The sequence below is a fragment of the Agrobacterium sp. YIC 4121 genome, assembly GCF_002008205.1.
Lineage (GTDB): Bacteria > Pseudomonadota > Alphaproteobacteria > Rhizobiales > Rhizobiaceae > Agrobacterium > Agrobacterium leguminum.
In genome coordinates this window covers 1-23,276 of sequence record NZ_MRDI01000001.1, presented here as the reverse complement: position 1 = coordinate 23,276, position 23,276 = coordinate 1, and the positions used below count along the sequence as shown (strand labels likewise).

At 61.0% G+C, this 23,276-nt stretch carries 28 protein-coding genes and 1 riboswitch; of the genes, 17 read left to right on the top strand and 11 right to left on the bottom strand.

Features of this window, described 5'->3' with window-relative positions:
- The first annotated feature begins 127 nt into the window (after positions 1–127).
- The 6 genes from BTE54_RS00145 (at position 128) to BTE54_RS00120 (ending at position 4,127) form a co-directional block, all read left to right on the top strand.
- Positions 128–757, top strand: coding sequence for a LysE family translocator (locus BTE54_RS00145; protein WP_078051091.1), 630 nt, complete (start codon positions 128–130; stop codon positions 755–757).
- Positions 758–875: 118 nt separating this feature from the next.
- Positions 876–1,310, top strand: coding sequence for a cytochrome c (locus BTE54_RS00140; protein WP_161988022.1), 435 nt, complete (start codon positions 876–878; stop codon positions 1,308–1,310).
- Between the two features lie 90 nt (positions 1,311–1,400).
- On the top strand, positions 1,401–2,321 hold the full coding sequence (locus BTE54_RS00135; protein WP_078051090.1) for a cytochrome c: 921 nt from the start codon (positions 1,401–1,403) through the stop codon (positions 2,319–2,321).
- Positions 2,322–2,506: 185 nt separating this feature from the next.
- Positions 2,507–2,744: riboswitch (cobalamin riboswitch) on the top strand.
- Between the two features lie 160 nt (positions 2,745–2,904).
- Positions 2,905–3,087, top strand: coding sequence for a CbtB domain-containing protein (locus tag BTE54_RS00130; RefSeq protein ID WP_003522264.1), 183 nt, complete (start codon positions 2,905–2,907; stop codon positions 3,085–3,087).
- A 10-nt stretch (positions 3,088–3,097) separates the two neighbouring features.
- The gene (locus BTE54_RS00125; protein ID WP_078051089.1) at positions 3,098–3,808 is read left to right on the top strand and encodes a CbtA family protein; all 711 of its coding nucleotides are present in this window, start codon (positions 3,098–3,100) and stop codon (positions 3,806–3,808) included.
- A 4-nt stretch (positions 3,809–3,812) separates the two neighbouring features.
- On the top strand, positions 3,813–4,127 hold the full coding sequence (locus tag BTE54_RS00120; RefSeq protein ID WP_078051088.1) for a hypothetical protein: 315 nt from the start codon (positions 3,813–3,815) through the stop codon (positions 4,125–4,127).
- A gap of 170 nt (positions 4,128–4,297) precedes the next feature.
- Here the strand turns inward: BTE54_RS00120 and BTE54_RS00115 are convergent, their stop codons facing one another.
- The 4 genes from BTE54_RS00115 to BTE54_RS25025 all read right to left on the bottom strand — a co-directional run bounded on the left by BTE54_RS00115 (position 4,298) and on the right by BTE54_RS25025 (position 6,399).
- Complete coding sequence (locus tag BTE54_RS00115; protein WP_078051087.1) at positions 4,298–4,864, bottom strand: type 1 glutamine amidotransferase family protein; 567 nt, start codon at positions 4,862–4,864, stop codon at positions 4,298–4,300.
- A gap of 20 nt (positions 4,865–4,884) precedes the next feature.
- Positions 4,885–5,373: a GNAT family N-acetyltransferase gene (locus tag BTE54_RS00110; RefSeq protein ID WP_003509304.1), complete on the bottom strand. Its 489-nt coding sequence runs from the start codon at positions 5,371–5,373 to the stop codon at positions 4,885–4,887.
- Between the two features lie 204 nt (positions 5,374–5,577).
- Entirely contained in the window at positions 5,578–5,991 is a 414-nt protein-coding gene (locus BTE54_RS00105) for a helix-turn-helix domain-containing protein (RefSeq protein WP_003522268.1), read from the bottom strand.
- Positions 5,992–6,051: 60 nt separating this feature from the next.
- On the bottom strand, positions 6,052–6,399 hold the full coding sequence (locus BTE54_RS25025) for a hypothetical protein (protein ID WP_161988023.1): 348 nt from the start codon (positions 6,397–6,399) through the stop codon (positions 6,052–6,054).
- 129 nt (positions 6,400–6,528) lie between these two features.
- Between BTE54_RS25025 and dmeR the strand changes: the two genes are divergently transcribed.
- On the top strand, positions 6,529–6,801 hold the full coding sequence (gene dmeR / locus BTE54_RS00095) for a Ni(II)/Co(II)-sensing transcriptional repressor DmeR (RefSeq protein ID WP_003509296.1): 273 nt from the start codon (positions 6,529–6,531) through the stop codon (positions 6,799–6,801).
- A 20-nt stretch (positions 6,802–6,821) separates the two neighbouring features.
- Positions 6,822–7,799: a CDF family Co(II)/Ni(II) efflux transporter DmeF gene (dmeF, locus tag BTE54_RS00090; RefSeq protein WP_078051086.1), complete on the top strand. Its 978-nt coding sequence runs from the start codon at positions 6,822–6,824 to the stop codon at positions 7,797–7,799.
- A 10-nt stretch (positions 7,800–7,809) separates the two neighbouring features.
- Here the strand turns inward: dmeF and BTE54_RS00085 are convergent, their stop codons facing one another.
- From BTE54_RS00085 to BTE54_RS00060, 5 genes are all read right to left on the bottom strand, one after another.
- The gene (locus tag BTE54_RS00085; protein ID WP_065654236.1) at positions 7,810–8,097 is read right to left on the bottom strand and encodes a hypothetical protein; all 288 of its coding nucleotides are present in this window, start codon (positions 8,095–8,097) and stop codon (positions 7,810–7,812) included.
- A gap of 374 nt (positions 8,098–8,471) precedes the next feature.
- Complete coding sequence (locus BTE54_RS00075; RefSeq protein WP_078051085.1) at positions 8,472–9,578, bottom strand: glycine betaine/L-proline ABC transporter ATP-binding protein; 1,107 nt, start codon at positions 9,576–9,578, stop codon at positions 8,472–8,474.
- Positions 9,571–10,479, bottom strand: coding sequence for a proline/glycine betaine ABC transporter permease (locus BTE54_RS00070; protein ID WP_078051084.1), 909 nt, complete (start codon positions 10,477–10,479; stop codon positions 9,571–9,573). The genes BTE54_RS00075 and BTE54_RS00070 overlap by 8 nt, the downstream gene beginning before the upstream one ends.
- A 242-nt stretch (positions 10,480–10,721) precedes the next feature.
- Positions 10,722–11,732: an ABC transporter substrate-binding protein gene (locus BTE54_RS00065; RefSeq protein ID WP_078051083.1), complete on the bottom strand. Its 1,011-nt coding sequence runs from the start codon at positions 11,730–11,732 to the stop codon at positions 10,722–10,724.
- Positions 11,733–12,229: 497 nt separating this feature from the next.
- A complete protein-coding gene (locus BTE54_RS00060) occupies positions 12,230–14,329 on the bottom strand; it encodes a S9 family peptidase (RefSeq protein WP_078051469.1) in 2,100 nt (699 codons plus the stop codon).
- Positions 14,330–14,553: 224 nt separating this feature from the next.
- Here BTE54_RS00060 and BTE54_RS00055 point away from each other — a divergent pair, with 224 nt between their 5' ends.
- The 4 genes from BTE54_RS00055 to BTE54_RS00040 all read left to right on the top strand — a co-directional run bounded on the left by BTE54_RS00055 (position 14,554) and on the right by BTE54_RS00040 (position 17,990).
- A complete protein-coding gene (locus BTE54_RS00055) occupies positions 14,554–14,955 on the top strand; it encodes a DUF930 domain-containing protein (RefSeq protein WP_059753914.1) in 402 nt (133 codons plus the stop codon).
- Between the two features lie 105 nt (positions 14,956–15,060).
- The gene (locus BTE54_RS00050; protein ID WP_078051468.1) at positions 15,061–15,969 is read left to right on the top strand and encodes a dihydrodipicolinate synthase family protein; all 909 of its coding nucleotides are present in this window, start codon (positions 15,061–15,063) and stop codon (positions 15,967–15,969) included.
- A gap of 50 nt (positions 15,970–16,019) precedes the next feature.
- Positions 16,020–16,745 (top strand): polysaccharide deacetylase family protein, encoded by a 726-nt coding sequence (locus tag BTE54_RS00045; RefSeq protein ID WP_078051082.1) that lies wholly within the window; start codon positions 16,020–16,022, stop codon positions 16,743–16,745.
- Positions 16,746–16,904: 159 nt separating this feature from the next.
- A complete protein-coding gene (locus BTE54_RS00040; protein WP_078051081.1) occupies positions 16,905–17,990 on the top strand; it encodes a trifunctional transcriptional activator/DNA repair protein Ada/methylated-DNA--[protein]-cysteine S-methyltransferase in 1,086 nt (361 codons plus the stop codon).
- Positions 17,991–18,236: 246 nt separating this feature from the next.
- Here BTE54_RS00040 and BTE54_RS00035 read toward each other — a convergent pair whose 3' ends face one another.
- Both BTE54_RS00035 and BTE54_RS00030 read right to left on the bottom strand, forming a co-directional pair.
- Positions 18,237–19,412: an AI-2E family transporter gene (locus BTE54_RS00035; RefSeq protein ID WP_078051080.1), complete on the bottom strand. Its 1,176-nt coding sequence runs from the start codon at positions 19,410–19,412 to the stop codon at positions 18,237–18,239.
- An 86-nt stretch (positions 19,413–19,498) separates the two neighbouring features.
- Positions 19,499–20,359: a VOC family protein gene (locus BTE54_RS00030; protein ID WP_078051466.1), complete on the bottom strand. Its 861-nt coding sequence runs from the start codon at positions 20,357–20,359 to the stop codon at positions 19,499–19,501.
- Here BTE54_RS00030 and BTE54_RS00025 point away from each other — a divergent pair.
- From BTE54_RS00025 to BTE54_RS00005, 5 genes are all read left to right on the top strand, one after another.
- Entirely contained in the window at positions 20,342–20,590 is a 249-nt protein-coding gene (locus BTE54_RS00025) for a hypothetical protein (protein WP_059753907.1), read from the top strand. The genes BTE54_RS00030 and BTE54_RS00025 overlap by 18 nt on opposite strands.
- A gap of 47 nt (positions 20,591–20,637) precedes the next feature.
- On the top strand, positions 20,638–21,048 hold the full coding sequence (locus BTE54_RS00020) for a universal stress protein (RefSeq protein ID WP_003522284.1): 411 nt from the start codon (positions 20,638–20,640) through the stop codon (positions 21,046–21,048).
- 120 nt (positions 21,049–21,168) lie between these two features.
- Positions 21,169–21,489: a TraR/DksA C4-type zinc finger protein gene (locus BTE54_RS00015; RefSeq protein ID WP_035260908.1), complete on the top strand. Its 321-nt coding sequence runs from the start codon at positions 21,169–21,171 to the stop codon at positions 21,487–21,489.
- Positions 21,490–21,806: 317 nt separating this feature from the next.
- On the top strand, positions 21,807–22,475 hold the full coding sequence (locus BTE54_RS00010; RefSeq protein WP_003522286.1) for a hemolysin III family protein: 669 nt from the start codon (positions 21,807–21,809) through the stop codon (positions 22,473–22,475).
- Positions 22,476–22,592: 117 nt separating this feature from the next.
- Complete coding sequence (locus tag BTE54_RS00005) at positions 22,593–23,090, top strand: GNAT family N-acetyltransferase (RefSeq protein WP_078051079.1); 498 nt, start codon at positions 22,593–22,595, stop codon at positions 23,088–23,090.
- Positions 23,091–23,276: the final 186 nt, after the last annotated feature.

Sequence of the window (23,276 nt, the reverse complement as noted above, 5' to 3'; positions counted from 1 at the left end):
TTTCCCGGTGGATTTCCCTACGCAACTGACACAACGCTGTCAGTTGGCTTTTCCTATAAACGGAGAAACACATTGAGAAACATGGGATTTCCCGAATGTGTCGTGAACCGTTTTGGGAGATACTGACATGAGTTACGCCGAAAATCTCTGGCTTTTCTTTCTGGTCCTGTTCGGCATCATCATCCTGCCGGGCATGGACATGCTGTTCGTGCTGGCAAGCGCACTGACGGGCGGCAAGAGAACCGGCCTTTCCGCTGCAAGCGGCATGAGCGCCGGCGGCATCGTGCATTCGCTTTACGGCGCCCTGGGCGTCGGAATGCTGGCCGCCTGGATGCCGTCGCTGTTCCTGCCGCTTCTGGTTTTCGGGGCGGCCTATATGATCTGGATCGGTGCCGGCCTGATGCGCAGCGCGATTGTCGTGAACGGCGATGAGGCGCAGGCGAGCGCTTCGGTCAGAAAAGCCTTCTGGCGGGCGGTGCTGACCTGCCTTTCCAACCCGAAAGCCTATCTGTTCATGATGGCGATCTATCCGCAATTCCTCAAACCGGCCTATGGTCCGATCTGGATGCAGGGGCTGGTGATGGGCGCGATGGTGGCGGTCACGCAGTTCACGGTTTACGGCGCGCTGGCGCTGACGGCGGATAAAAGCCGGGCATGGCTGGTTTCTTCGCCCGCCGCCACGATCTTCATCGGCCGCGCCGCCGGTTTCATGCTGATTGCCGCAGCGCTGCTGACATTGTGGGAGGCCCTGTCTTAGGCTTCTGTTTTCACGATGGAATTCACCGCAATGTGACTTCTTTTCGCCATCCGGAAAGGGCATCCTCGCGCCGTTCCATCTAGCGCCCGGTGTCCCGGCCGGAATCAAGGAGAGTTGCATGAAACTGAAAACCATTACCGCGGCCATGCTATTCGGCTGTCTTTGCGCCGGAGCGGTCTACGCTGCCGGCGAAGTCGAAAAACGTGAAGGCATGATGAAGCAGATCGGTGGGGCGATGGGTTCGCTTGCCGCCATATCCAAGGGCGAAAAGCCCTTCGACGCCGATACCGTCAAGACTGCCGTAACCACCATCGGCACCAACGCCAAGGCTTTCCCGGACCAGTTCCCCCCCGGCACCGAGACCGGCAGTGCGGCGGCCCCCGCCATCTGGGAAAATTTCGACGACTTCAAGGCCAAGGCCGCCAAGCTCGGCACGGATGCGGACATGGTTCTCGCCAATCTCCCCACCGATCAGGCGGGCGTCGCCACCGCCATGAAGACGCTGGGCGCCGATTGCGGCACCTGCCATCAGACCTATCGTCTGAAGAAATAATCGCAGCACTTTGGAAACGCCGCTTACCGGCGGCGTTTTCTCAGGCACGAAAGACATCTGACCGGATCAGGTGAGAATGGGGAGAGGGGCATGTCCTCCATCTGGACGAAACTCGTGGGCGGGGCCGTCGTCGCGGCCATTGCGGGCTACGGCATATTCGCCTGGGTCACCGCGCCTCAGCGGCAGGCGCCCAGCCACTGGGTCAGCCTGGGCGAACCGGATCTGGCCAATGGCGAAACGCTGTTCTGGGCGGGCGGCTGCGCAAGCTGCCATGCCGCACCCGATGCGAAAGGCGAGGCGCTGTTGACGCTTTCGGGCGGGCAGGCGCTGAAAAGCCCCTTCGGCACCTTCCATGTCCCCAATATTTCCTCCGATCCGCAGCATGGCATCGGCGGCTGGACGCTGGCGGAATTCGGCGATGCGATGACGCGCGGTGTGGGCAGGAACGGCGAACATCTCTACCCGTCCTTTCCCTATGCCTCCTATGCCCGCATGACGCAGAAGGACATCAACGATCTCTTCGGTTATCTGAAGGCCCTGCCGGCCAGCCAGAACGATGCGCCGGATCACGAGTTGCCGTTCCCCTTCAATCTGCGCATGGCGCTGGGCGGCTGGAAATTCCTTTATTTCGACCCCGCAGCGCGGCCCCGCGTGGAGCTTGCCAATGCCAATGCTGAATTGCTGCGCGGCCAATATCTGGTGGAAGGGCCGGGCCATTGCGGCGAATGCCACACACCGCGCAACGCGCTTGGCGGTTTCGTGAAAGACAAATGGCTGGCGGGCGGTCCCAACCCGGAAGGCGAGGGCCGCATTCCCGACATTACCCCCGGCTCGCAAAGCATCGGCAGCTGGGCCGAGGCCGATATTGCCAGCTATCTGGAAAACGGCTTCACCCCGGAATTCGACAGCGTCGGCGGCTCCATGGTCAAAGTGCAGCAGAACATGGCGCATCTGACGCCTGAAGACCGCGATGCAATTGCCGCCTATCTGAAGGCCATACCGTCGCGGTAACCCTCAGCCGTCATGCCGGACCAGATCCGGCATCCAGCCACGGCGCGTCTGCGCCGTGAGAAGAGTCTCTCGCGATCAAGGACTTGATCGCGCTGGACCCCGGATCTAGTCCGGGGTGACGGAGGTGGAGGCGACGGCGTGCAGTTCGAAATCAGGCCCACCATTGACTCCCGACCCCGCCCATCGGATAACAATCCTGTGATGGTTCCTTCCGGGCGTTCCGGAAGGTGAAAAGGGAACACGATAGGGAGAAATCCTCATTCGTGGCTGCCCCCGCAACTGTGAGCGGAGAGCCTGAAACGAAATGCCACTGGCAAGCCATCTCGCCGGGAACCCAAGGGTTTCCAGAGAGGGTGATGCCGGGAAGGTGTTTCAGGTTTTGACCCGTAAGCCAGGAGACCTGCCATCGCGGAAATATCCATGCCGGCGGGGTGTCCGGAAGAGCGGAATTTCAGGGTGGCGGGATCGACGCTTCCCTGTGTCAGTCTCGTATCCCCGTGGTGAAGTGTATCGTAGCGGCTCGATGGCCTTTTGCCGTCCGGCCGCGTCCAAAGGCGCGGGGTCGCGCCGGAGAGGGGTCACCATGTCCATCAACCAGAATACGGCCAACGCCGCCGTTTCCGCAAAAACAACCAGCTTCGCGCAATCGCTGACGGCGATCGTGCTTGGCCTGTTCGTTGTCGGTTTTGTCGGCTTTTCCCATGTGGAAGCCGTTCACAACGCCGCGCATGACACGCGTCATGCCAACGCCTTCCCCTGCCATTGAGGGGAACGGCATGTCGTCTTTTCGCAATATCGTCTTTACCGCCGTTCTCGTCGGCATCCTCGGCGGTTTCGCCGTTTCGGCCATGCAGGCTTTCGGCACGACGCCGCTCATCCTTCAGGCGGAAACCTATGAAAGCGCCGGCGAAGCGGCCCACAGCCATGATGCGCCGGCGCCCGGTGCTGCCGTTCCCGCCCATGAGCACAATGACGAGGCCTGGGCTCCGGCCGATGGCTTCGAGCGCACCGCCTACACCGTCGCCGCCAATGTTCTCACCGCCATCGGTTATGCTCTGGTGCTGACCGGCCTGATTTCGCTGCGTGGCACGAATGGCGGCTGGCGCGAAGGACTTCTCTGGGGCGTTGCCGGTTTTGCCGCCGTCATGCTGGCCCCGATGATCGGCCTGCCGCCGGAACTGCCGGGCAGCCCGGCTGCCGCACTTGAGGCGCGGCAGATCTGGTGGCTCTCGACGGTTGCCGCAACCGCGGGCGGCATCGCGCTGATCGCATTCCGCCGCGAACCCTGGGCCATCATATTGGCGCTGGTGCTGATCGTCGCGCCGCATGTGGTGGGCGCGCCCCTGCCGCCGGAAGGCGAACATGCGCTGGCACCGCTGCCGCTGGAGCGTCAGTTCATCGTTGCCGCCACCGTGACCAGCTTCGTTTTCTGGGCGCTGCTCGGAACGTTGAGCGCGTTTTTCCTGAAGCGCTTCCAGTCGGCTTGAGACTATGCAGGACGCAGCGGAATGGAGTGAAGAACTCGATGCGCTGCGTTTTGCCGTTCCCGGTCACGGCGCTTTCTGCGCCGTGCACCGCCTTGCCTTCAAGGCGGTTCTTGGGGCGACCCCGGATCGCGAGGCGGCTATCGCCTGTTTTCATGAGCACGAGGCCGCTTTTATCGCTGCGGCGCTCAGCAAGATAAAACGCTCGAATTCACCCTCCGGCCGCAGCCTGCATCTGAACAGCCGCGATATTCGCCGTGCGATTGCCGGGGAGAACGGCGATCATGCGGCGCGTGTTTGTCGCGTACTTGATCGGCGATAATCATTGCCGTTTTCACGTCCGTCATCCCGGCCTTGAGCCGGGATCCAGCCAGCCCAAGTCATTGGGCTGAAAGGACTCTTTTCACCGCGCAGACGCGCGTCGGCTGGATTCCGGCTCAAGGCGGGAATGACGGGAGTAGAGGGAGCGCAAACAACCGAGGCGGCTATGCCTCAGCGATGCTCCGCCGCAAAAACCTGAAGTTCCGCCTCGGCTTCCGGACCAAAGAGGCCGAGGTGTTTCAGGATTTCCACAGCGAAACTGACCGGCGCGCTGCCGGCGGCCGTGATGATGCCGCCATCGCTGACCGCTTTCGGCTGGTCGCGGTAGAGCGACTCGCCGCTATAGACGGCATAAGCCTTGTGGGACGCCAGCGAATTGCCGGTATGGGCGACGTCGTTCAGGACGCCCGTGCTACCGAGCGCGCTTGCCGCCGCGCAGATGCCGGCAACCAGCCGGTTCCTGTCGTGAAACCGGTGCACCAGCCCGCCAAGATCGACAGCCGTTCCCTTTTCCCAGCTCAAGCCGCCGGGAATGACAAGCGCATCGATGCCAACAGGATCAAGCGCGTCATAGGATGTGTCAGGCGTCACATTCAGCCCGCCCATGGATGTCACCGGCCTGCCATCGGGGGTAGCGTAGACGATCTCGACGCCCAGATAACTGCGGGCTGCGGCGGCAAGCAGCGCCGGTTCCCAGTCCGCAAAATCCTGCGCCAGCGCAATGGCGATCCGTGTCATGGCCGTCTCCGTGGTTTTAATCAGGCGATGGACTGCATGTAGCGCATGCCGGTGACCGGGCGGGGCGCGAAATCCATGTTTTCGTAGAAACGATGCGCCGCCACATTGCCGGTCGTGGCGCTGACGGAAAGATAGTCGCAACCGAGACGCTTGGCGATATCGCGGGCGCGGGAAACAAGATGCTGGCCGGTGCCATGGCCGCGATGCCCGTCACGCACGAAGAGATGATGCAGCTCAAGCCCGCGCCGGCCTTCCTGCGCCCTGTAGAGCGGCAGAAGCAGGGCGTAACCGATCAGCGCGCCATCGGCTTCGGCCACGAGGCCATGTACCCACGGCAGCGGGCCGAACAGGTCGCGTTCCAGTTTCGCCGGCGTGATCGCCGCCGCATCGCCGTGGTAGGAGGCAAGCAGCGTAATCATCTCGTTGAGCTCGGGCAAATCCGTCTTGCGTGCGCCACGAATGATGACGACGGGCGGTCTTTCCAGTGTAAGGGAGCTATCTTCGGTCATTTTTTCGGTCCTTTGGTCTTATCGGTGCCGTCAGGACGCTTGAGAAACAACAAAGCCGCCTGACGGCGGCTTGTTGACAATATGATCTGTCGAGCCGCCCTTAAAGGTAGGCCCAAAAGTACGAGCAGGAGATGGGTGCGCGTTCGTTGATCATGGAACATGCAATGCGCCCGAATCCGCAATCTGTCAAGCCCGGTTTTCCGATCAATGCTCGCCCTCGCACATGCCGTGATTGGAAAGCGCGCGGATGACGTAGCAATCCTCTATGGAATGGCCGTGGCAATGGGAGACGATCCGCTCCAGCTCATGCTCCAGCTTCTTCAGGCTGGCGATCTTCTCGCGCACATGGGCGAGGTGTTCGGCGGCGATGCGGTCCGCGCCCTCGCAGGGCATCTGCCGGTGCTGGCTAAGCGCGATCAGTTCGCGGATGGCGTCGATGTTCAGCCCGAGATCGCGCGCATGGCGGATGAAGGCCAGCCTTTCGAGGTCGGTCTTTTCGTAGCGGCGCTGGTTGCCGTCCGAACGGTCGGCTTCGCGGATGAGGCCCATCTGCTCGTAATAACGAATAGTCGGCACCTTGACGCCGGTGCGTTTGGACAGTTCACCGATGGACAGCATCTTTTTCTCCATATCTCCAGTCTCTAGAGATATGGCTTTTCCGTCCCCGGTTCAATGGCCTTAAGCGGCGTCGTTGACGCCAAGCGCCTGGGCCAGTGCCTTCAGAATCTGCGATTCGAGGCTTGCCATATCTGGCTGGGCGGAAGCGGCCACCTCAGCATTGGCGCCAGTGGCGGCGGAAACGCCGCTGTCCATGTTCCAGAGAGCAGCAGCGAGGCTCGCGGAGGCGCCGGCCAGCGGGGCGACGGTGGTGGCGACATTGCCTGCCACCGAAATGGCGCGATGGGCCGCCCGCGTCAGCTCCTGCAAAGCCTCGGTGGTAGACTGGCTCTCCCGGTTATGCGCAGGCGCGATGCCGCGGACGGGAGAGGCGAAATTGATGCTGCTGGTTGCTGCGATAGTCGTCATGACTGTGAGTCCCCTAGTTCTGATGGGGCATTTTTAAGGTCCGAAACATTCCCGAAGATTGCGTCATGCACGCCTTGCGCAAAAAATAGCGGCAATATACTATACCCCCCTATAGTATATGAGGTGCCCATGTCCCATACGATCCGCAACAAGGAGAAGCTTCTGGCCCGCATCCGCCGTCTGAAAGGGCAGATGGAGGCGGTCGAGCGCGCACTGGATGATGCCAAGCCCTGCGGCGAGGTGCTGCAATTGCTCGCTTCGGTGCGCGGCGCGCTTTCCGGCCTGACCGGAGAGGTGATGCAGGAGCATCTGCATGAGCATGTGGTGCATGCCGAAAACGAAGACGAGCGGGCGCGGGCGGCGGAAGAGCTCGCCCAGGTGCTGAAGACCTACATACGGTAAAAGCGAACAGGATTAGCGACATGACGACGACATCCGAACACCGTGCAGCAGCCGGTCACGACCATGTTTTCCTTGGCCAGAACCATGAGCGCAATGAAAGGCGCGTCTGGATGGTCATTGGGCTGACCGCGGCGATGATGGTGGCGGAAATCGTCGCCGGCCACTGGTATGGCTCCATGGCGCTGACGGCGGATGGCTGGCACATGTCCACCCATGCCGGCGCGATGCTGATTTCGGCGCTCGCCTATCTTTATGCCCGCCGCGAGGCGCGCAATCCGCGCTTCACCTTCGGCACCGGCAAGTTCGGCGATCTGGCGGGTTTTGCCAGCGCCATCGTACTGGCTGTGGTGGCACTGCTGATTGCCGTCGAAAGCGCGATGCGCCTCATCGATCCTGTCGAAATCGATTTCAACCAGGCGATCCTCGTCGCCATCATCGGCCTTGCCGTCAATCTTCTCAGCGCCGTGCTTTTGAAGGATGACCATCACCACGATCATGGCCATGGCAGCCACGCCCATCACGATCACGGCTCCCATGCCGGTCACCATGCGGACCACGGCGCAAAGGGCGGGCGGGACAACAATCTGCGCGCGGCCTATCTGCATGTGCTGGCGGATGCGCTGACGTCGGTTCTCGCCATCGTCGCGCTGCTGCTCGGCAAGTGGAACGGCTGGTCGTTCCTTGATCCGTTGATGGGTATCGTTGGCGGTCTGGTCATCGCCCGCTGGTCATGGGGCCTGATCCGCTCCACGGCGACGACACTGCTCGATGCGCTGCCGCCGGCGGAGGATCTGCCGCAGGAAATCCGTGAAAGCGTGGAGACGGAAGAGGATCGCATCACCGACCTGCATGTCTGGCAGGTAGGGCCGGGGCATCACGCCGCCATCGTGGCGATCCATTCGCAGGCGCCGAAAGCGCCGGCTTTTTATAAGCAGAAACTTGCCGCCATACATGAACTCTCGCATGTGACGGTGGAAGTCAGCCCGGCAAGGGCCTGATTGGAATCGCCTATTCGGTATATTCCGAATAGGCGCTGCGCACCCATTCGACCTCGGCTTCCGCCTTGTCCTCGGGGGAAGCCGCGGTCGTATCCTGATAAGCGGGCGCACTGCCATTGCCGACGGCCCACAGAACATTGGCCAGCGACTGGGAAAGAATGGTGCTGGAAACGGTGGGATTGCCGGGGCCGCGTTTTACCGCCTGCTCCTCCGGCGCGCTTTGAGCGCTGCCAGCTTTTTCGATGTCGCGGATGCGACCCTGATAGTTATATCCGCCAATATTGCTTTCGATCTGCATGTCGGTGATTCCGCGTTCAAAAGTTAACGAATGGTTAACGGCGGCGACTTGTCCGAAACTTGCGCTTGCTGCGCTGCAGCGACTGCCGAGGGTTGACAGCAGGCGAAGTACTGCTTCGTTTTTGCATAAGGGGGGCGGGGCAGGAGGCGATTGCCAGCTTTGTCCCTCGCGGCATTGCAGTCCGGGTTAAATTTCTGGCGCCGTGAACACCTCACTCCCGTCATTCCGCCTTGATCTGGCATCCAGCCGCCGCACGTCTGCGCGGCGAGAGAGTCCTTTCAGCCCAAGGACTTGGGCTGGCTGGATACCGGCTCAAGGCCGGTATGACGGAAAGAGGAAATCTCGCGGACGCGGCCAATCCGTCCGGCGCCGGATTACGCCGTTTCCTTCTCCACAGGCATAGCCGCTTCCAGGAGCTTCTCCGGCTCCTCCGCCGTTTCCGCCTCCGCCTCAACATCCTGCGGCGCGGGGGTCACCATCGCAGCCACCAGCGTATCGAGGCCGATGCTGCCGACCGGTTTGCCGTCCTCGTCCACCACATGGGCGGTCGTCTCGTTGGCTTCCGACATGTCGCGGGCAATCGTTTCCAGCGTCGCGTTTTCCGGCACGGGCATGCCCTCGGGGCGGCTTTCCAGCGGCTCCATCACCGTGGTCGCCTGCAGCACGCGGCCGCGATTGACGTCGCGCACGAACTCGGTGACGTAACCATCGGCCGGAGAGAGAATGATGCTCTGGCCGTCGCCCTGCTGCACCACTTCGCCGTCTTTGAGAATGGCGATATGGTCGCCGAGCCTGAGCGCCTCGTCCAGATCGTGGGTGATGAACACCACGGTCTTCTTCAGCTCCTGCTGCAGATCGAGCAGCATGGTCTGCATGTCGACGCGGATCAGCGGGTCGAGCGCCGAATAGGCCTCGTCCATCAGAAGGATATCGGCGTCATTGGCAAGCGCACGGGCAAGGCCGACGCGCTGCTGCATTCCGCCGGAAAGCTGGTTCGGATAATAATCCTCGTAACCGGCAAGGCCGACGCGTTCCAGCCAGTAGCGGCCCTTTTCCTCGCTCTTACTGCGCGGCACGCCCTGAATGTCGAGCCCGTAGACGCTGTTTTCCAGCACGGTGCGGTGCGGCAGAAGGCCGAATTTCTGGAACACCATCGCCGTCTTGTGGCGGCGGAATTGCCTGAGCGCCGAGGTGCTCATACCGCAAATGTCCTCGCCGTCGTAAAGCACTTCGCCGGCGGTCGGGTCGATCAGCCGGTTGATATGGCGGATCAGCGTCGACTTGCCGGAGCCTGACAGCCCCATGACGACGGTGATCTTACCGCCCGGCATGGTGATGTTGATGTTGTTGAGACCGAGAACGTGGTTGTGCCTGTCGTTCAGTTCGGCCTTGTCCATGCCGGATCGCACCGCTTCGAGGTACTTCTCGGGATGCTTGCCGAAGATCTTGTAAAGGTTGCGGATTTCGATGCTTTTAGCCATGGGAGACCTCGCGGTATTTCTGCAGGCGCTTGCCGTAAGCCTGGCTTGCCCGGTCGAACATGATGGCGATGGCGACCAGAGCGAAACCGTTCAGGAAGCCCACCGTGAAGAACTGGTTGTTGATGGCCTGCAGCACGTTTTTGCCGAGCCCGCCGACACCGACCATGGAGGCGACGACGACCATGGCGAGCGCCATCATGATGGTCTGGTTGATGCCGGTCATGATGGTGGGCAGCGCCAGCGGCAGCTGCACATTGAACAGCTTCTGGCCGTTGGAGGAGCCGAAGGCATCGGCCGCCTCAAGCACCTCCCGATCCACCAGGCGGATGCCGAGACTGGTGAGGCGGATGACGGGCGGAATGGCATAGATCACCACTGCGATCAGGCCCGGAACCTTGCCGATGCCGAAAATCACCACCACGGGGATGAGATAAACGAAGCTTGGCAGGGTCTGCATCACGTCGAGCACGGGATTGATGAGGCGTTGCAGGCGTTCGGAACGTCCCATCAGGATGCCGAGCGGCAGGCCGATGACGATGGCGATCAGGGTGGCGATGGCGACGATGGAGAGCGTCGTCATGGCGTCGCGCCAGAGGCCGACGGCGCCGATCATCAGCAGGGCGAGCGCCGTGCCGCCGGTAATCCTGAAGCTGCGACCGGCCAGATGCACGATGGCGAGAATGATGAGGAGCGTGATGATCCACGGTGTCTGGATGAACAGCCGCTCCGAGGAATTGAGGAAGAGCTGCAGCGGATGCACGATCACATCGATCGCATCGCCGTAATTGCGCACGATATCGCGAAAACCATCATCGATGGTCTTGCGTGCCACACGCATCGTGGAATTGTCGATGGCCGGGAACTTGCAGAGCATGTCCGGCAGGTAAGTGCAGAGGGCCATTATTGTTGTTTTCCCTTTGGGTTTTGGGGGATGGGTGGTGGAGGTTGGAGTGCGCGGGCACCCCCCTCTGTCCTGCCGGACATCTCCCCCTCAAGGGGGGAGATCGATCTGCGGCAAGGTCTCGCCTATCTCGATGGTTGAGGATGAAGCGGTGAAAGCGTGCCCAGCCGATCTCCCCCCTTGAGGGGGAGATGCCCGGCAGGGCAGAGGGGGTAAGCGGCTTGCGCCAACCCCGCCAGCAATCACATCGAAGCCTTGATCTTCTCCGCCACCTCGGCCGGAACCCACTTCGTCCAGATGTCCTCGTGGTTCTCGAGGAAATATTCCGCGCCATCCTCGTTGGTGCCCTGGTTCTCATCCATCCAGGCGAGGATTTCGGCGACCGTCTTGTTGTCCCAGTTGCGGGCCTTGATGTAGTCCAGCGTCACGCCGGCCTTGCTTTCGAAGTCCTTGGTGATGACGGTATAGACATCGGCAACCGGATAGGCATTGACCTTCGGCGCTGCGCAATCGACCTTCGCCGTGCAGTCGTCGAAATGGGCGCGGTCGAGCTCGACGCCGTCATCCAGCTTCACCATTTCATATTTGCCGAGAATGGCAGTGGGCGACCAGTAATAGCCGAGCCAGCCCCGCTTCTTTTCAAAGGCATTGGCGATGGAGCCGTCGAGGCCGGCGGCAGAGCCGGTGTCGACCAGCGTGAAGCCCTTCTTGTCGCCCTCGCGCGCCTTGTAGAGATTGGCGGTGGTCACCTGGCAGTTCCAGCCGGAGGGGCAATTGTGCACGGCGCCCTTGCTGGCGTCCTCCGGCGCGGGGAAAAGTTCGGGATGTTTCAGCGCATCCTCGACGGTCTTGATGTCGGGGTGCGCGTCGGCGATGAATTTCGGGATCCACCAGCCTTCGATACCGCCTTCGGAAAGAATTTTCGATGCCTCGATCATGCGGCCGTCCTTGACGGCGGCGTCGAGCGGCTCGCGCACAGCGTTCACCCACAATTCGGGCGCCATGTCCGGCTGGCCTTTTTCGTTCATGGAGGCAAAGGTCGGCATGGTATCGCCGCTGACGACATTGACCGTGCAGTCATAGCCGTTTTCCATGATGAACTTGTCGACGTAAGCCGCGACACCGGCGGATGCCCAGTTCATTTCGGCGATGGTGATGCTGCCGCACGCTTCGGCGGCATTGGCGGAATTTGCTGCACCGGCAGCGATGGTAAAGCCCGTTACGAGAATGGTCGAGGCCAGGAGTTTCTTCATGGTGTAAGACCCCCAAGTCTGATGCAGTGTTTTCAATTGGCAAAGCGGGAGCACTGCAAAGCCCGGATTGCCAAGGGCGAACTGACATGGCGCGTGGAAAAGCCGAAAAAAGACGGCAGGAAGAATATCCGCAGAACACGCTGCGGCATTGCCGCAGGAGATGCGGCGAAAAGGCGCATGAATATGTCAACGACCGGCATAATACGGCCAAAAAGTGATATTGCAACGCGAAATGGCGCATCGCAGCCATGCGTTCGATTCCCGGAACATTTTTCCGTCCGGCGTAATACTGAAAATATATTTGTAATTTACTGAGGTGTATTTTGAATTTCAGTAGTTTGAAATAAAAATCCGTTATGCAGTAAAGTGGTATTTAAAGAAAAAATACCGGCGCGATTTTATGGAAAAAATATTCAGAAACGGGTTTTCGAAGGGTATTTTTATACTGTTTTCGGAACGGACGACGGCTCTCCGCCGCCCGTTCCGCCATCAGCGGGTCATGCGGCGTCCTTGCCGGCCACCTTCAGCGCGAAGGCATATTCGAAGGCAATTTCTTCCAGCCGCTGGAAACGGCCCGATTTGCCGCCATGGCCCGCCGCCATGTTGGTTTTCAGCAGGATGGGCGCTTCCCCCGTGGTCTTCTCACGCAGCTTCGCCACCCATTTGGTGGGCTCCCAATAGGTCACGCGCGGATCGGTGAGGCCGGAAAGCGCGAGAATCGGCGGGTAAGGTTTCGCACCGACATTGTCATAGGGGCTGTAGGCGGCGATCCAGCCATATTCCTCTGCCGATTCCAGCGGATTGCCCCATTCCGGCCATTCCGGCGGGGTGAGCGGCAAAGTGTCATCAAGCATGGTGGTCAGCACATCCACGAAGGGAACGGCGGCGATGATGCCGGCGAATTTCTCCGGCGCCATATTGGCAACGGCTCCCATCAGCATACCCCCGGCCGAGCCGCCTTCGGCGATGATGCCCTCATAGGAGGTGAAACCTTCCTGAACCAGATGATCGGCAGCGGCGATGAAGTCCTTGAAGGTGTTCTGCTTGGCTTCCATCTTGCCGGTTTCGTACCATTCGAAACCCTTGTCCTTGCCGCCGCGAATATGGGCGATGGCATAGATGAAACCACGGTCGGCAAGCGACAGTGTGGTGGTGGAGAAGGAGGCGGGAATGGTGATGCCGTAAGCGCCATAACCATAGAGCAGGCAAGGGGCGGAACCGTTAAGCGCCACATCCTTGCGATAGAGCAGGGAGACCGGCACCAGCTCGCCATCATGCGCCGGGGCCATGATGCGACGGGTGATGTAATCATCCGGATTGTGGCCGGAGGGTACTTCCTGCGTCTTCAGCAGCGTGCGCTCGCGCGTCACCATGTCGTAATCGAACAGCTGGCTCGGCGTCGTCATCGAGGAATAGGAGAAGCGGATGACATCGGTGTCATATTCCGCCGCGCCATGCAGGCCGAGCGAATAGGCCTCTTCGGCAAAGGCGATGGAATGTTCCTCGCCGGTGCGGCGGTCGCGGATGACGATGCGCGGCAGGCCGTCGCGGCGTTCCAGCCAGATCAGGTGGCGGGCATAGGCATCGACGGAGAGAATGAGTCGGCCCGGCTCATGCGGCACGACTTCTTTCCAGTTTTCCTTGCCGGGCGATGTCACCGGCGCTTCCACGATGCGGAAATCCTTGGCGTCGCCGTCATTGGTGAGGATGAAGAAGACATCGCCGCCTTCGCACATCGAATATTCGATGCCCTCTTCGCGCTCCGCCACGATAGCAGGCTCGGCCGTCAGGTCTTTGGTGGAGAGAATGCGATATTCGCTGGTCTCATGGTCGTGAATGTCGATGAAGATGAAATCGTCGAGCACCGACGCGCCGACGCCCATGAAGAAACCGGGATCCTTTTCCTCATAGACCAGCCGGTCGGACGATTGCGGCTCGCCGATGATATGGTGGAAGACCTTGGAGGGACGGTGGTTCTCGTCCTGCAGCGTATAGAAGAAGCTCTTGCCATCGGGCGCCCATGCGCCGCCGCCGCCGGTGTTTTCCACGATATCGGCAAGGTCTTCGCCGGTTTCGAGGTTGCGGATGCGCAGGGTGAAATATTCCGAGCCCTTGTCGTCATAACCCCAGATGCCGTGGCTGTGATCGGAGGACTGGTCGAGACCGGCGAGACGGAAATAATCCTTGCCCTCGGCCTCCTTGTCGCCGTTCAGCAGCACGTGTTTTTCGCCGCCGCCGCGCGGGGTGCGGAAATAATGCGGCTGCTCGCCGCCGGTCACGAACAATGTCCCGTAAGCATAAGGCCCGTCATTGACCGGCACGGAGGAATCATCCTGCTTGATGCGGCCCTTCATTTCCGTAAACAGCTTTTCCTGAAGCGCCCTGGTGTCCCCCATGGCCGCTTCCATATAGGCGTTTTCCGCTTCCAGATGGGCGCGGATCGACGGGTCGAGCAGGGTCGGGTCCTTGAACATGGCCTGCCAGTTATCGGCCCGGAACCATGCATAATCGTCGGTGCGGGTAATGCCGTGATGCGTGTCCTGAACGGGCCTTTTTTCGGCGGTCGGGGCGGTGGGCAGGTTCTTGAAAATCGGCAAGGGAAACTCGCTTTCGTATGAAGAATTCTTGGGCGGCACCAAGATGTAGAGCGGGCCTTGCGGCCGATCAAGTTTCAAATCTCCACAGGCGGAATGCGGCTTGGGCACAATTTCGTCAGCTTTCGATCACATTTTGGCAATATCCGGCAAATCAGCGATGATGGATGCAGGCCGCCCGGCCTGCCGCCCACCACAAGAACAAACGAAAAAACTGACAGGATCCCATGCGAAAGCTTCTTCCCGCTGCCCTTTCTGCCTTTTTCCTTGGCTTGCAGACCTTCACCCCCGCCTTCGCGATCGACGCCAGCGTCATGCGGCAGTTGAACGCGCTTGCCCCCGAGGAGCGGCTGGAACAGCGCTGCGATATCGAGGCGATGGAAAGGATAGCGACCGAGCAGAAGGGCATGCGGCCGGACAAGGTCATCGCCTATACTTTCGGCGATCCGGAAGTGGGAAAGAACTCCATCAAGGCGCCGGGCGCAGTCTTCAGGAGCGCGGGCGAATGGTACAAGCTCAAATACAAGTGCCAGCTGAAGAGCGACAGTCTCAGCATCCAGTCCTTCGACTACCGCGTGGGCGATAAAATTCCCGAAGAGCAGTGGAAGAAGTTGTATCTTTATGACTGAGCACGGAATTTTTCGGTTGCCGGTAGGGGTTTAGCCTCCGCTTTTCTTGCCGCTCCGCCACCGGCTCTGTAACCCTGCTTGCCGATCAAAGCGAGGGAGATGGGCATGGCGACACGATTCAAGGGACTTTCGGCTTTTCCGATCACGCCGGCCGACGAGGCCGGGCAGGTCGACACGCAGGCCTTTTCCGCCCTCATCGAGCGGCTTGATGCGGCCGAGGTGGATTCCATCGGCATTCTCGGCAGCACCGGCATCTATATGTATTTGTCGCGCGCGGAGAGACGTCGCGCCATCGAGGCCGCCGCCGCCATCCTCAAGGGCAAGCGCATATTGATGGCCGGCGTCGGCGCATTGCGCACCGATGACGCCGTGGCGCTCGCCAGGGATGCGGAAGCGGCCGGCGCGGATGCGCTGCTGCTCGCACCCGTCTCCTATACGCCGCTGACGCAGGAAGAGGCCTATCACCATTTCGCCGCCGTGGCGGGTGCGACGGCTCTGCCGCTCGCCATCTACAATAATCCCACCACGACCCGCTTTGCCTTCAGCGACGAGCTTCTGGTGCGGCTTGCCTATATCCCCAATATCCGCGCCATCAAGATGCCGCTGCCGGCCGATTCCGATTATGCCGGTGAACTTGCGCGGCTGAGGCCCAAGCTGGGGCAAGATTTCGCCGTCGGTTACAGCGGCGACTGGGGCTGCGCTGACGCCACGCTTGCCGGCGGCGACACATGGTATAGCGTCGTCGCCGGCCTGCTGCCGGTTCCGGCCCTGCGGTTGATGCGGGCGGCTCAGGCCGCCAATGCGGAAGAGGTCAAACGGATCGATGCGGCCTTCCAGCCGCTCTGGGCGCTGTTCAAGGAATTCGGCAGCATCCGCGTGGTTTATGCCGCTGCCAACATCCTGTCGCTAACGGTAAGCGAACCGCCCCGGCCGATCCTGCCGCTCACCAGCGCCGAACGCCAGCGGGTGGAAGAGGCGCTGGAGGCCCTGTCGGCACTGGAAACCGCGCCTTAATTCGGGCGCTTTGCGGGCGGATTGCCACCTCTCAAACTCCGGAACATAAAATGCTGCGTCGTCTCTTCATCGCCACCCTATTTTTCTGCGCTTCTTCCGCCGCCTTTGCGGGGACTGGCCTTGTCGAGCCGACGCTGAAAATGTCGCCGCAGCATGACGGCAAGGTGCGGGTGACGATGACGCTGGACGCCTGCATGGGCAAGACCGACCACCGCATTCTGGATACGCTGGTGAAGGAGCGCATTCCGGCGACGATCTTCGTCACCGCCCGCTGGCTGAAACATAATAGCGAGGCGCTGGCCACGCTCATGGCGCATCCGGATCTGTTCGAGATCGAAAACCATGGCGAAAACCATGTGCCGGCAGTTGATAAGCCGGTGTCCATCTACGGCATCGCCGCCGCCGGCTCTGAAGCGGCGGTCGAGCAGGAAGTGGAGGGTGGCCGTCAGGCCATCGTCGCCGCCACCGGCCTCCAGCCGCAATGGTTCCGGGGTGCGACGGCCAAATACACCAGGTCCTCCATGGCCACCATCAACCGGCTCGGCATGCGGGTGGCCGGTTATTCCGTCAATGGCGATGGCGGCTCGCTGCTGGGTGCGGCCATGACGGCGAAACACATCGCTTCCGCCAAGGATGGCGATGTTATCATCTCCCACATCAACCAGCCCACCCATGAAGCGGGCGAGGGCGTGGTGAAGGGCCTTCTGGCGCTGAAAGCGCGCGGCGTGATTTTCACAAGGCTGGACGATCCGTCCTTCGCACCGCCGGGGAATTGATCCGCAAGGTTGCCGCCCGTTTCTTCTCCCCGGCGGGGAGAAGAAATATGCCGCACCGGCTTGGCCAAACGGCGTGGACGAAACGAGCCGACAACATCCCTCACATCCATGCCCGTTTTTCGGCGGCGTGCCGTTTAAATTTGCGCTAGCATCCTTCCCATGATGCTGTTCAAATGCCCCGACACCGAAACGCTCTATTCCGCCCTTGTGAACAAGGACCCCGCCTATGAGGGCGTGGCCTATGTGTGTGTGACGTCGACGAAGATTTTCTGCCGCTTCACCTGCACGGCGCGCAAGCCGAAGATCGAAAACTGCCGGTTCCGCGAGACCATCGCCGAATGTCTGGAAGCCGGTTTCCGCCCCTGCAAGCGCTGCAAGCCGATGCTTGCCTATGGCTCCGCCGATGAGACCGTGACATCGCTGCTGACGGCGCTGGAAAACGAACCGGCGCGGCGCTGGCGCGAGGAGGACGTGGTGGCGATGGGCCATGATCCTTCCACCGTGCGTCGCACCTTCAAGCGCCGTTTCGGCATGAGCTTTCTGGAAATCGCCAGATTGCGGCGGGTAGGCGATGCGGCGGAAAGCCTTGCTTCCGGCGAAGCAGTGATAGGCGCGCAGATCGACGCCGGTTACGAATCCGGCAGCGGCTTCCGCTCTGCCATCAACCAGTTCTTCGGCTCTTCGCCCGCCGCCATGAAAGGCAAGGGGTTTTTGAAGGGCGACTGGATCGATACGCCGATTGGCCCGATGCTCGCGGTCGCCGACGATCATGCCCTGCATCTCCTCGAATTCGCCGACCGGCCGGCGCTTCCAGCCGAACTGAAGCGACTGAAGACGCGCACCGGCGCGGATATGGTGCTTGGCCGGACGGCTGTGACCGGCCAGATCGAAGCGGAACTCAAGGCCTATTTCGCCGGGCGTTCGGCTGCCTTCGAAACGCGTCTTGCCGGCCATGGCACGCCCTTCGAGCGCGACGTCTGGCGCAACCTGCGGGAAATACCGGCGGGTGAGATCGTCAGCTATTCCTCCCTCGCAACCGCCATGGACAGGTCATCCGCCGTGCGCGCGGTCGCGCGCGCCAATGGCGCGAACCAGATTGCGATTGTCGTTCCGTGCCACCGTGTACTGGGCGCGGATGGCAGCCTGACCGGCTATGGCGGCGGGCTGTGGCGCAAGAAATGGCTGATCGAGCACGAGCGCCGCATGGCGAGTGCGCAGGCGCAGGGAATGCCGCTCGCTTCCTGAGCGGTCTGACTGCTGGTTTTCATGAGATTGTCGATTGACGGCCGGCGGGTGTGGCTTACCCCCCTCTGCCCTGCCGGGCATCTCCCCCTCAAGGGGGGAGATCGGCAGGACGCGCTAACGCCATTTCATTCTCAACGTTGAGATGGGCGAAACCTCGCCGCAGATCGATCTCCCCCCTTGAGGGGGAGATGCCCGGCAGGGCAGAGGGGGGTAAACCCCACGCGCCGGCCGCCGGAAAACCGCCGGTCAATCCGGTAGTTTGGGCACCACCCGGCGTGAGGGGAAGAGTTCCCGCGTCACCGTCATGACGATCAGCGACAGCGGCAGCGCCAGCATGGCCCCGGCCGCGCCCCACATCCACGTCCAGAAGATGATCATCACGAAGACGAGGAAGGGGTTTATCTCCATGTTGCGGCCCACCACCGCCGGAAAGGCGAGGTTTTCCATCAACAGGTGAATGGTAAAGAAGATCGCCGCCGGCAGCAGCGCCAGAATGATGTTGTCATGGGTGATGATGCCCGCCACCGTCAGCGAAATCGTCATGGCGGTGATGCCGAGAAACGGCACGAAGCTGGAGAGGAAGGCGAAGAGCCCCCACAGAAGCGGCATGGCCAGTCCGCCGAAATAGGCGATGACCACCATCGTCACGCCCAGCCCGGCATAGATCAGCGCCGCCGTGGCGAAATAGGTGCCGAGCACCTCTTCCACCGAACCGATGATACGGATGGTGCGAAGCCGCTGGTGGCGGGCCGGAAAGGCCATGATGATCGCCTTGCGCAGCCGCAGCCGGCTATAGAGGAACATCAGCAGCGCGGCGAGAAAGATCAGGCCCTGAATGACGGCGGGCGTGATGTTGGCGCCGAGCAGCGAGATGATTTCACCGCTGCGCGAAATCAAAGATTCCATCGACATCGAGCCCAGACTGAAGCTCGCCGCCGAAATATTCAGCCATCTGAGGCTTTGCAGATAGGGCAGGAAACGGTCGATGCTGCGCTCCACCAGCGCCGGCCCTTCCGAAGCGAGAAGCGAGAGCGGCTCGGTCAGCGAATTGACCACGAAGAACATCACCACCGCCACGAGGCTCGATAGAATGAGCGCGACGCCGAAGCCGGGAATGCCGCAGGAACCGAGCTTTTCGGCGGCGATGCCGAGGATCATTCCCACCACGATGGCCATCACCACCGGAATGAGGATGAGCGACAATTCGTGGATGACCGCCATCAGCATGATAAGGAAGATGCCGATCACCGACCAGGCGACGACCACATCCAGCGCTTCGCGGCCAAGCGGCTGCTGGCTGCGCACATCGTCACGCCGTGAGCCGGAAGCTGGCACCTCCAGCGGGTCCGCTCTTGTTGCCGCAGCGGTTGCCGCGGTGTTGACCAAGCTGCCGGTCTTGTCCGGCCTGGCATTTTCATTCATCGAACGGTCCCCCAATAAGGTGACAAACGTTCGAAAAATGTGGCGGTTCCGGGGCGGCGAAAATTTCCGCGGCCCCTTTTTTGCGTTTAGGCGGAAAGCTTTAGGCCGATGCCCCACGGATCTTTGAGGACAATGCCGTCACTTTGCCGCTCTGTGGCGATTTCCAGCCGGTCGAGTGCGGCAATCGCCGTCTCAAGCGCGGCCGGCTCGTTGAAGGTCAGCGAATAGCCGGAAAGGCCGGTCATGTTGTCCTTGCGGGCCATGGCTCCACGGCTGTTCCAGATATTGGCGGCCACATGGTGGTGATAGGCCCCGGAGCCGAAGAAGCTCGCGCCGGGATAACGCGCCATGATCTTCAGCCCCAGCACATCCTGATAAAATTCATCCGCCTGCGGAATATTGCCCACCTGCAGATGGATGTGGCCGATGGCTGTTCCTTCCACCGCCCCGGTAAAGGCCGTCTTCGGCGCGCTGTCGTAAAGCGCCTGAAGGTTGAGGCCGAGGGTGGCCATCTCCACCGTGCCGTCCTGCTGATAGGTCCATTCATCCGGCGAACGGTCGCGATAGACTTCGATGCCGTTGCCTTCCGGGTCGGCAAGATAGATCGCCTCGCTGACCAGATGGTCGGACGCGCCCTGAAACTGGACATTGTTATGGGCGGCATGCGCCAGCCAATGGGCCAGATCGTTCCGGCTCGGCATCAGGAAGGCGGTGTGGAACAGGCCTGCGGCGTTGCGCGGCGCGCGTTCCGCCGTGCTGGAGGTGGAAAGCGTAAGCAGCGGTTGGCCGCCGACACCCAGCACTTCACCGCTCGGGTTCTTTTCAAGAACGGAAAGGCCGATGATCTTCTGGTAGAAATCCGAAACGCGCGGCAGATCGTGAACGACGAGATGCGCCTGGCCGACATAGGCCGGCCGCGTCAGGGCGAATTGTTTGATTTCACTCATCATGATCTCCATATTGAATCCGAAGCGCCCTGGGGCGGATCGGTCGCCGAAACCATCGGCCGACGCCGCTTTGCGGCGTTTGTCGAAGGCGAATATGGGCTGGTTTCGTCGTTCAGCAAAGATCGTCGTCTGGCGATTGACCGTCCACTATTCGTTGACAATGCCCCGTTCCGGCCCGGCTCCGGCTTTGACTTCGATCAAGGTGAAGGCCGTGCCGAAGGGGAAATATAAGCCTAGCCCGACACGCTAAACGGCGGATCAAGCCAAAGGAGACAGCCATGTACAAGAAGATCATCGTACCGGTAGACCTCAGCGCCACCGACAAGGGGGAAAAGATTCTCGAAAAGGCCAAGGCGCTTCTGGACCCGGACGGCGAGATCGTTCTCATCAATGTTGTCGAGGAACTGCCGGGCTATATGGCGATCGACCTGCCTGTCGACCTGATCGAAAACGCCATCAAGGACGCCAAGACCAAGCTTTCGGACATCAAGACCAGAGCCGGTTTCAAGGGCAGCCAGGAAATCAGAAGCGGCGCGCCCGCGCGTGAAATCATCGCCGCCGCCGAGGAACACAAGGCCGACCTCATCATCATCGCGTCGCACACGCCGGATTTCAGCAATTATTTCATCGGCGCCACCGCCGACCGCGTGGTGCGCCACGCCAAATGCTCGGTGCTGGTGGACCGATAAAAGCCTGACGTTTTAGCGTTGCGGGCGGGTTTTCCGCCCCCAAGCATTCCAAGGAAAACTGGAATCCGGTTTTCCGTCTGGAAATGCGACGATACAAGAAGATCGGCTGGAGGAAAAAACATGAATGTCGAAAGTTACGAGAAAATCCTGCGTGACCGCCAGCGCGAGCTTTATCGCCGCCTGCACAAAATCGAAGCCGATTTCGAAGAGCCTCGCAATCCCGATGACGAGGATCGCGCCACCGAACGCAGCAATGACGAGGTGCTGGACGAGCTGGGGCAGGTGGGTCAGGACGAGCTGCGCGCCATCGACGCAGCCCTCGACCGTATCGCCAGCGGCACCTTCGGCACCTGTGTCAAATGCGGCAAGCGTATTTCGGAGGATCGGCTGAAGGCGGTGCCCTATACGCCGTTTTGCCAGGAATGCGCTGCGGCGTTGTGAGGGCAGGGGAAAGCGTGACTGGGTTTCTTCTCCCCGCCGGGGAGAAGGTGGCCCGAAGGGCCGGATGAGGGGGCAAGCTCTCCGAACACATCTACCCTTGCCCCCTCATCCCGCTGCCGCGGACTTCTCCCCGGCGGGGAGAAGAAACAAGCGTCTACCGCTCGCTCCACAGGCAATTGTTCGGCCGCAGGGCAACCTGCACCTCTCCTTTCGCAACAGCCTCGAACGCAATTTGATTGCCGTTAACCGGGCGCTGTCTTGTTCCTGTCTAATATTGTCTCCATGCTTTGAGGAAAGCACGCAGACGGGATTGGACTATGAGCGATTTGTGGCGGTTCGGGCGCCAGTATGATTTTCACGAGATTGTCGCCGACGGCATCGTCCATGGTGTCGGCATCGTGTTTGCGCTTATCGGCGCCACGGCGCTGATTTTCTACGCGACCGCCTGGGGGACGCTCAGCGCGATCGCCGCCGCATGGATTTACGGTCTCGGCCTCGTCGCCTGTCTCTCCGTATCCTTCACCTATAATATCTGGCCGCACTCCAGGGTGAAATGGTTCCTGCGCCGGCTGGATCATTCGGCGATCTTCATTCTCATCGCCGCCACCTATACGCCCTTTCTGATGCGCGGCATCCACGATCCGCTGATCGCCGTCATGCTGGGGCTGATCTGGCTTGCGGCGCTGTGCGGCATCCTTCTCAAATGCCTGTTTCCCGGCCGTTACGACCGGGTCGCCATCGGCCTTTATCTCGCCATGGGCTGGAGCGGCGTCATGGTGGTCGGGCCGCTGTCGTCGCATCTGGCACCCGTCACGCTCTGGCTGATCGTCGCCGGCGGCGTCATCTATTCGCTCGGCGTCATCTTCCATGTCTGGGAAAAGCTGCGCTTCCAGAATGCCATCTGGCACGCTTTCGTGGTCGCCGCCGCCGCCGTTCATTATTTCGCCGTGGTCACCTCCTTCAGCCTCGTGCCGCTGGCATCCTGAAGAATGCGCCCCGATGGCGGGATGGGTACTGGACAGCCATTCGCATCATCGCCTAATCCTCGTGCAGATGGCGGCCGAAAATACCGCCGCTGCGAGCAGGAAAAAGGGTGAACGACAATGAGCGTGCAACTGCGCGACGCGACCGTGGACGATCTCTCCGGCATCATGGAGATTTACAATGATGCGGTGCTGAATACGACCGCGATCTGGAACGACGTGCTGGTCGATCTGGAAAACCGCAGGGAATGGTTCGCCGCCCGCAAGTCACGCGGCTTTCCGGTCATCGTCGCAATCCTCGACGGCAAGGTCGCAGGTTATGCTTCCTATGGCGACTGGCGCGCTTTCGACGGTTATCGCCACACCCGCGAACATTCGGTCTATGTGCATAAGGATGCGCGCGGCCACGGCATCGGCAAGAAGCTGATGCAGGCGTTGATCGATCATGCCTCCGGCAACGACGTGCATGTGCTGATCGCCGCCATCGAGGCGGAAAATACCGCCTCCATCCGCCTGCATGAAAGCCTCGGCTTCAGGATCGTCGGCCGGTTTTCGGAAGTCGGCACCAAGTTCGGCCGCTGGCTGGATTTGACGTGTATGGAACTGAAGCTGAACTAGTTCCCGGGCGGGTTGCCTAGAGAAAGCGGCTCCGGCGCGGGCGCTTAACCTCTCCGTCATCCTTGCGCTTGTCCCAAGGATCTAACCACGTCGAATTAAATCAACCGGTTGCAGATCCTCGGGACAAGCCCACTACTGTCCGGTTTAAATTTGCGGCCATTGGAAGGCCATCTGGTTTTGGTTTGT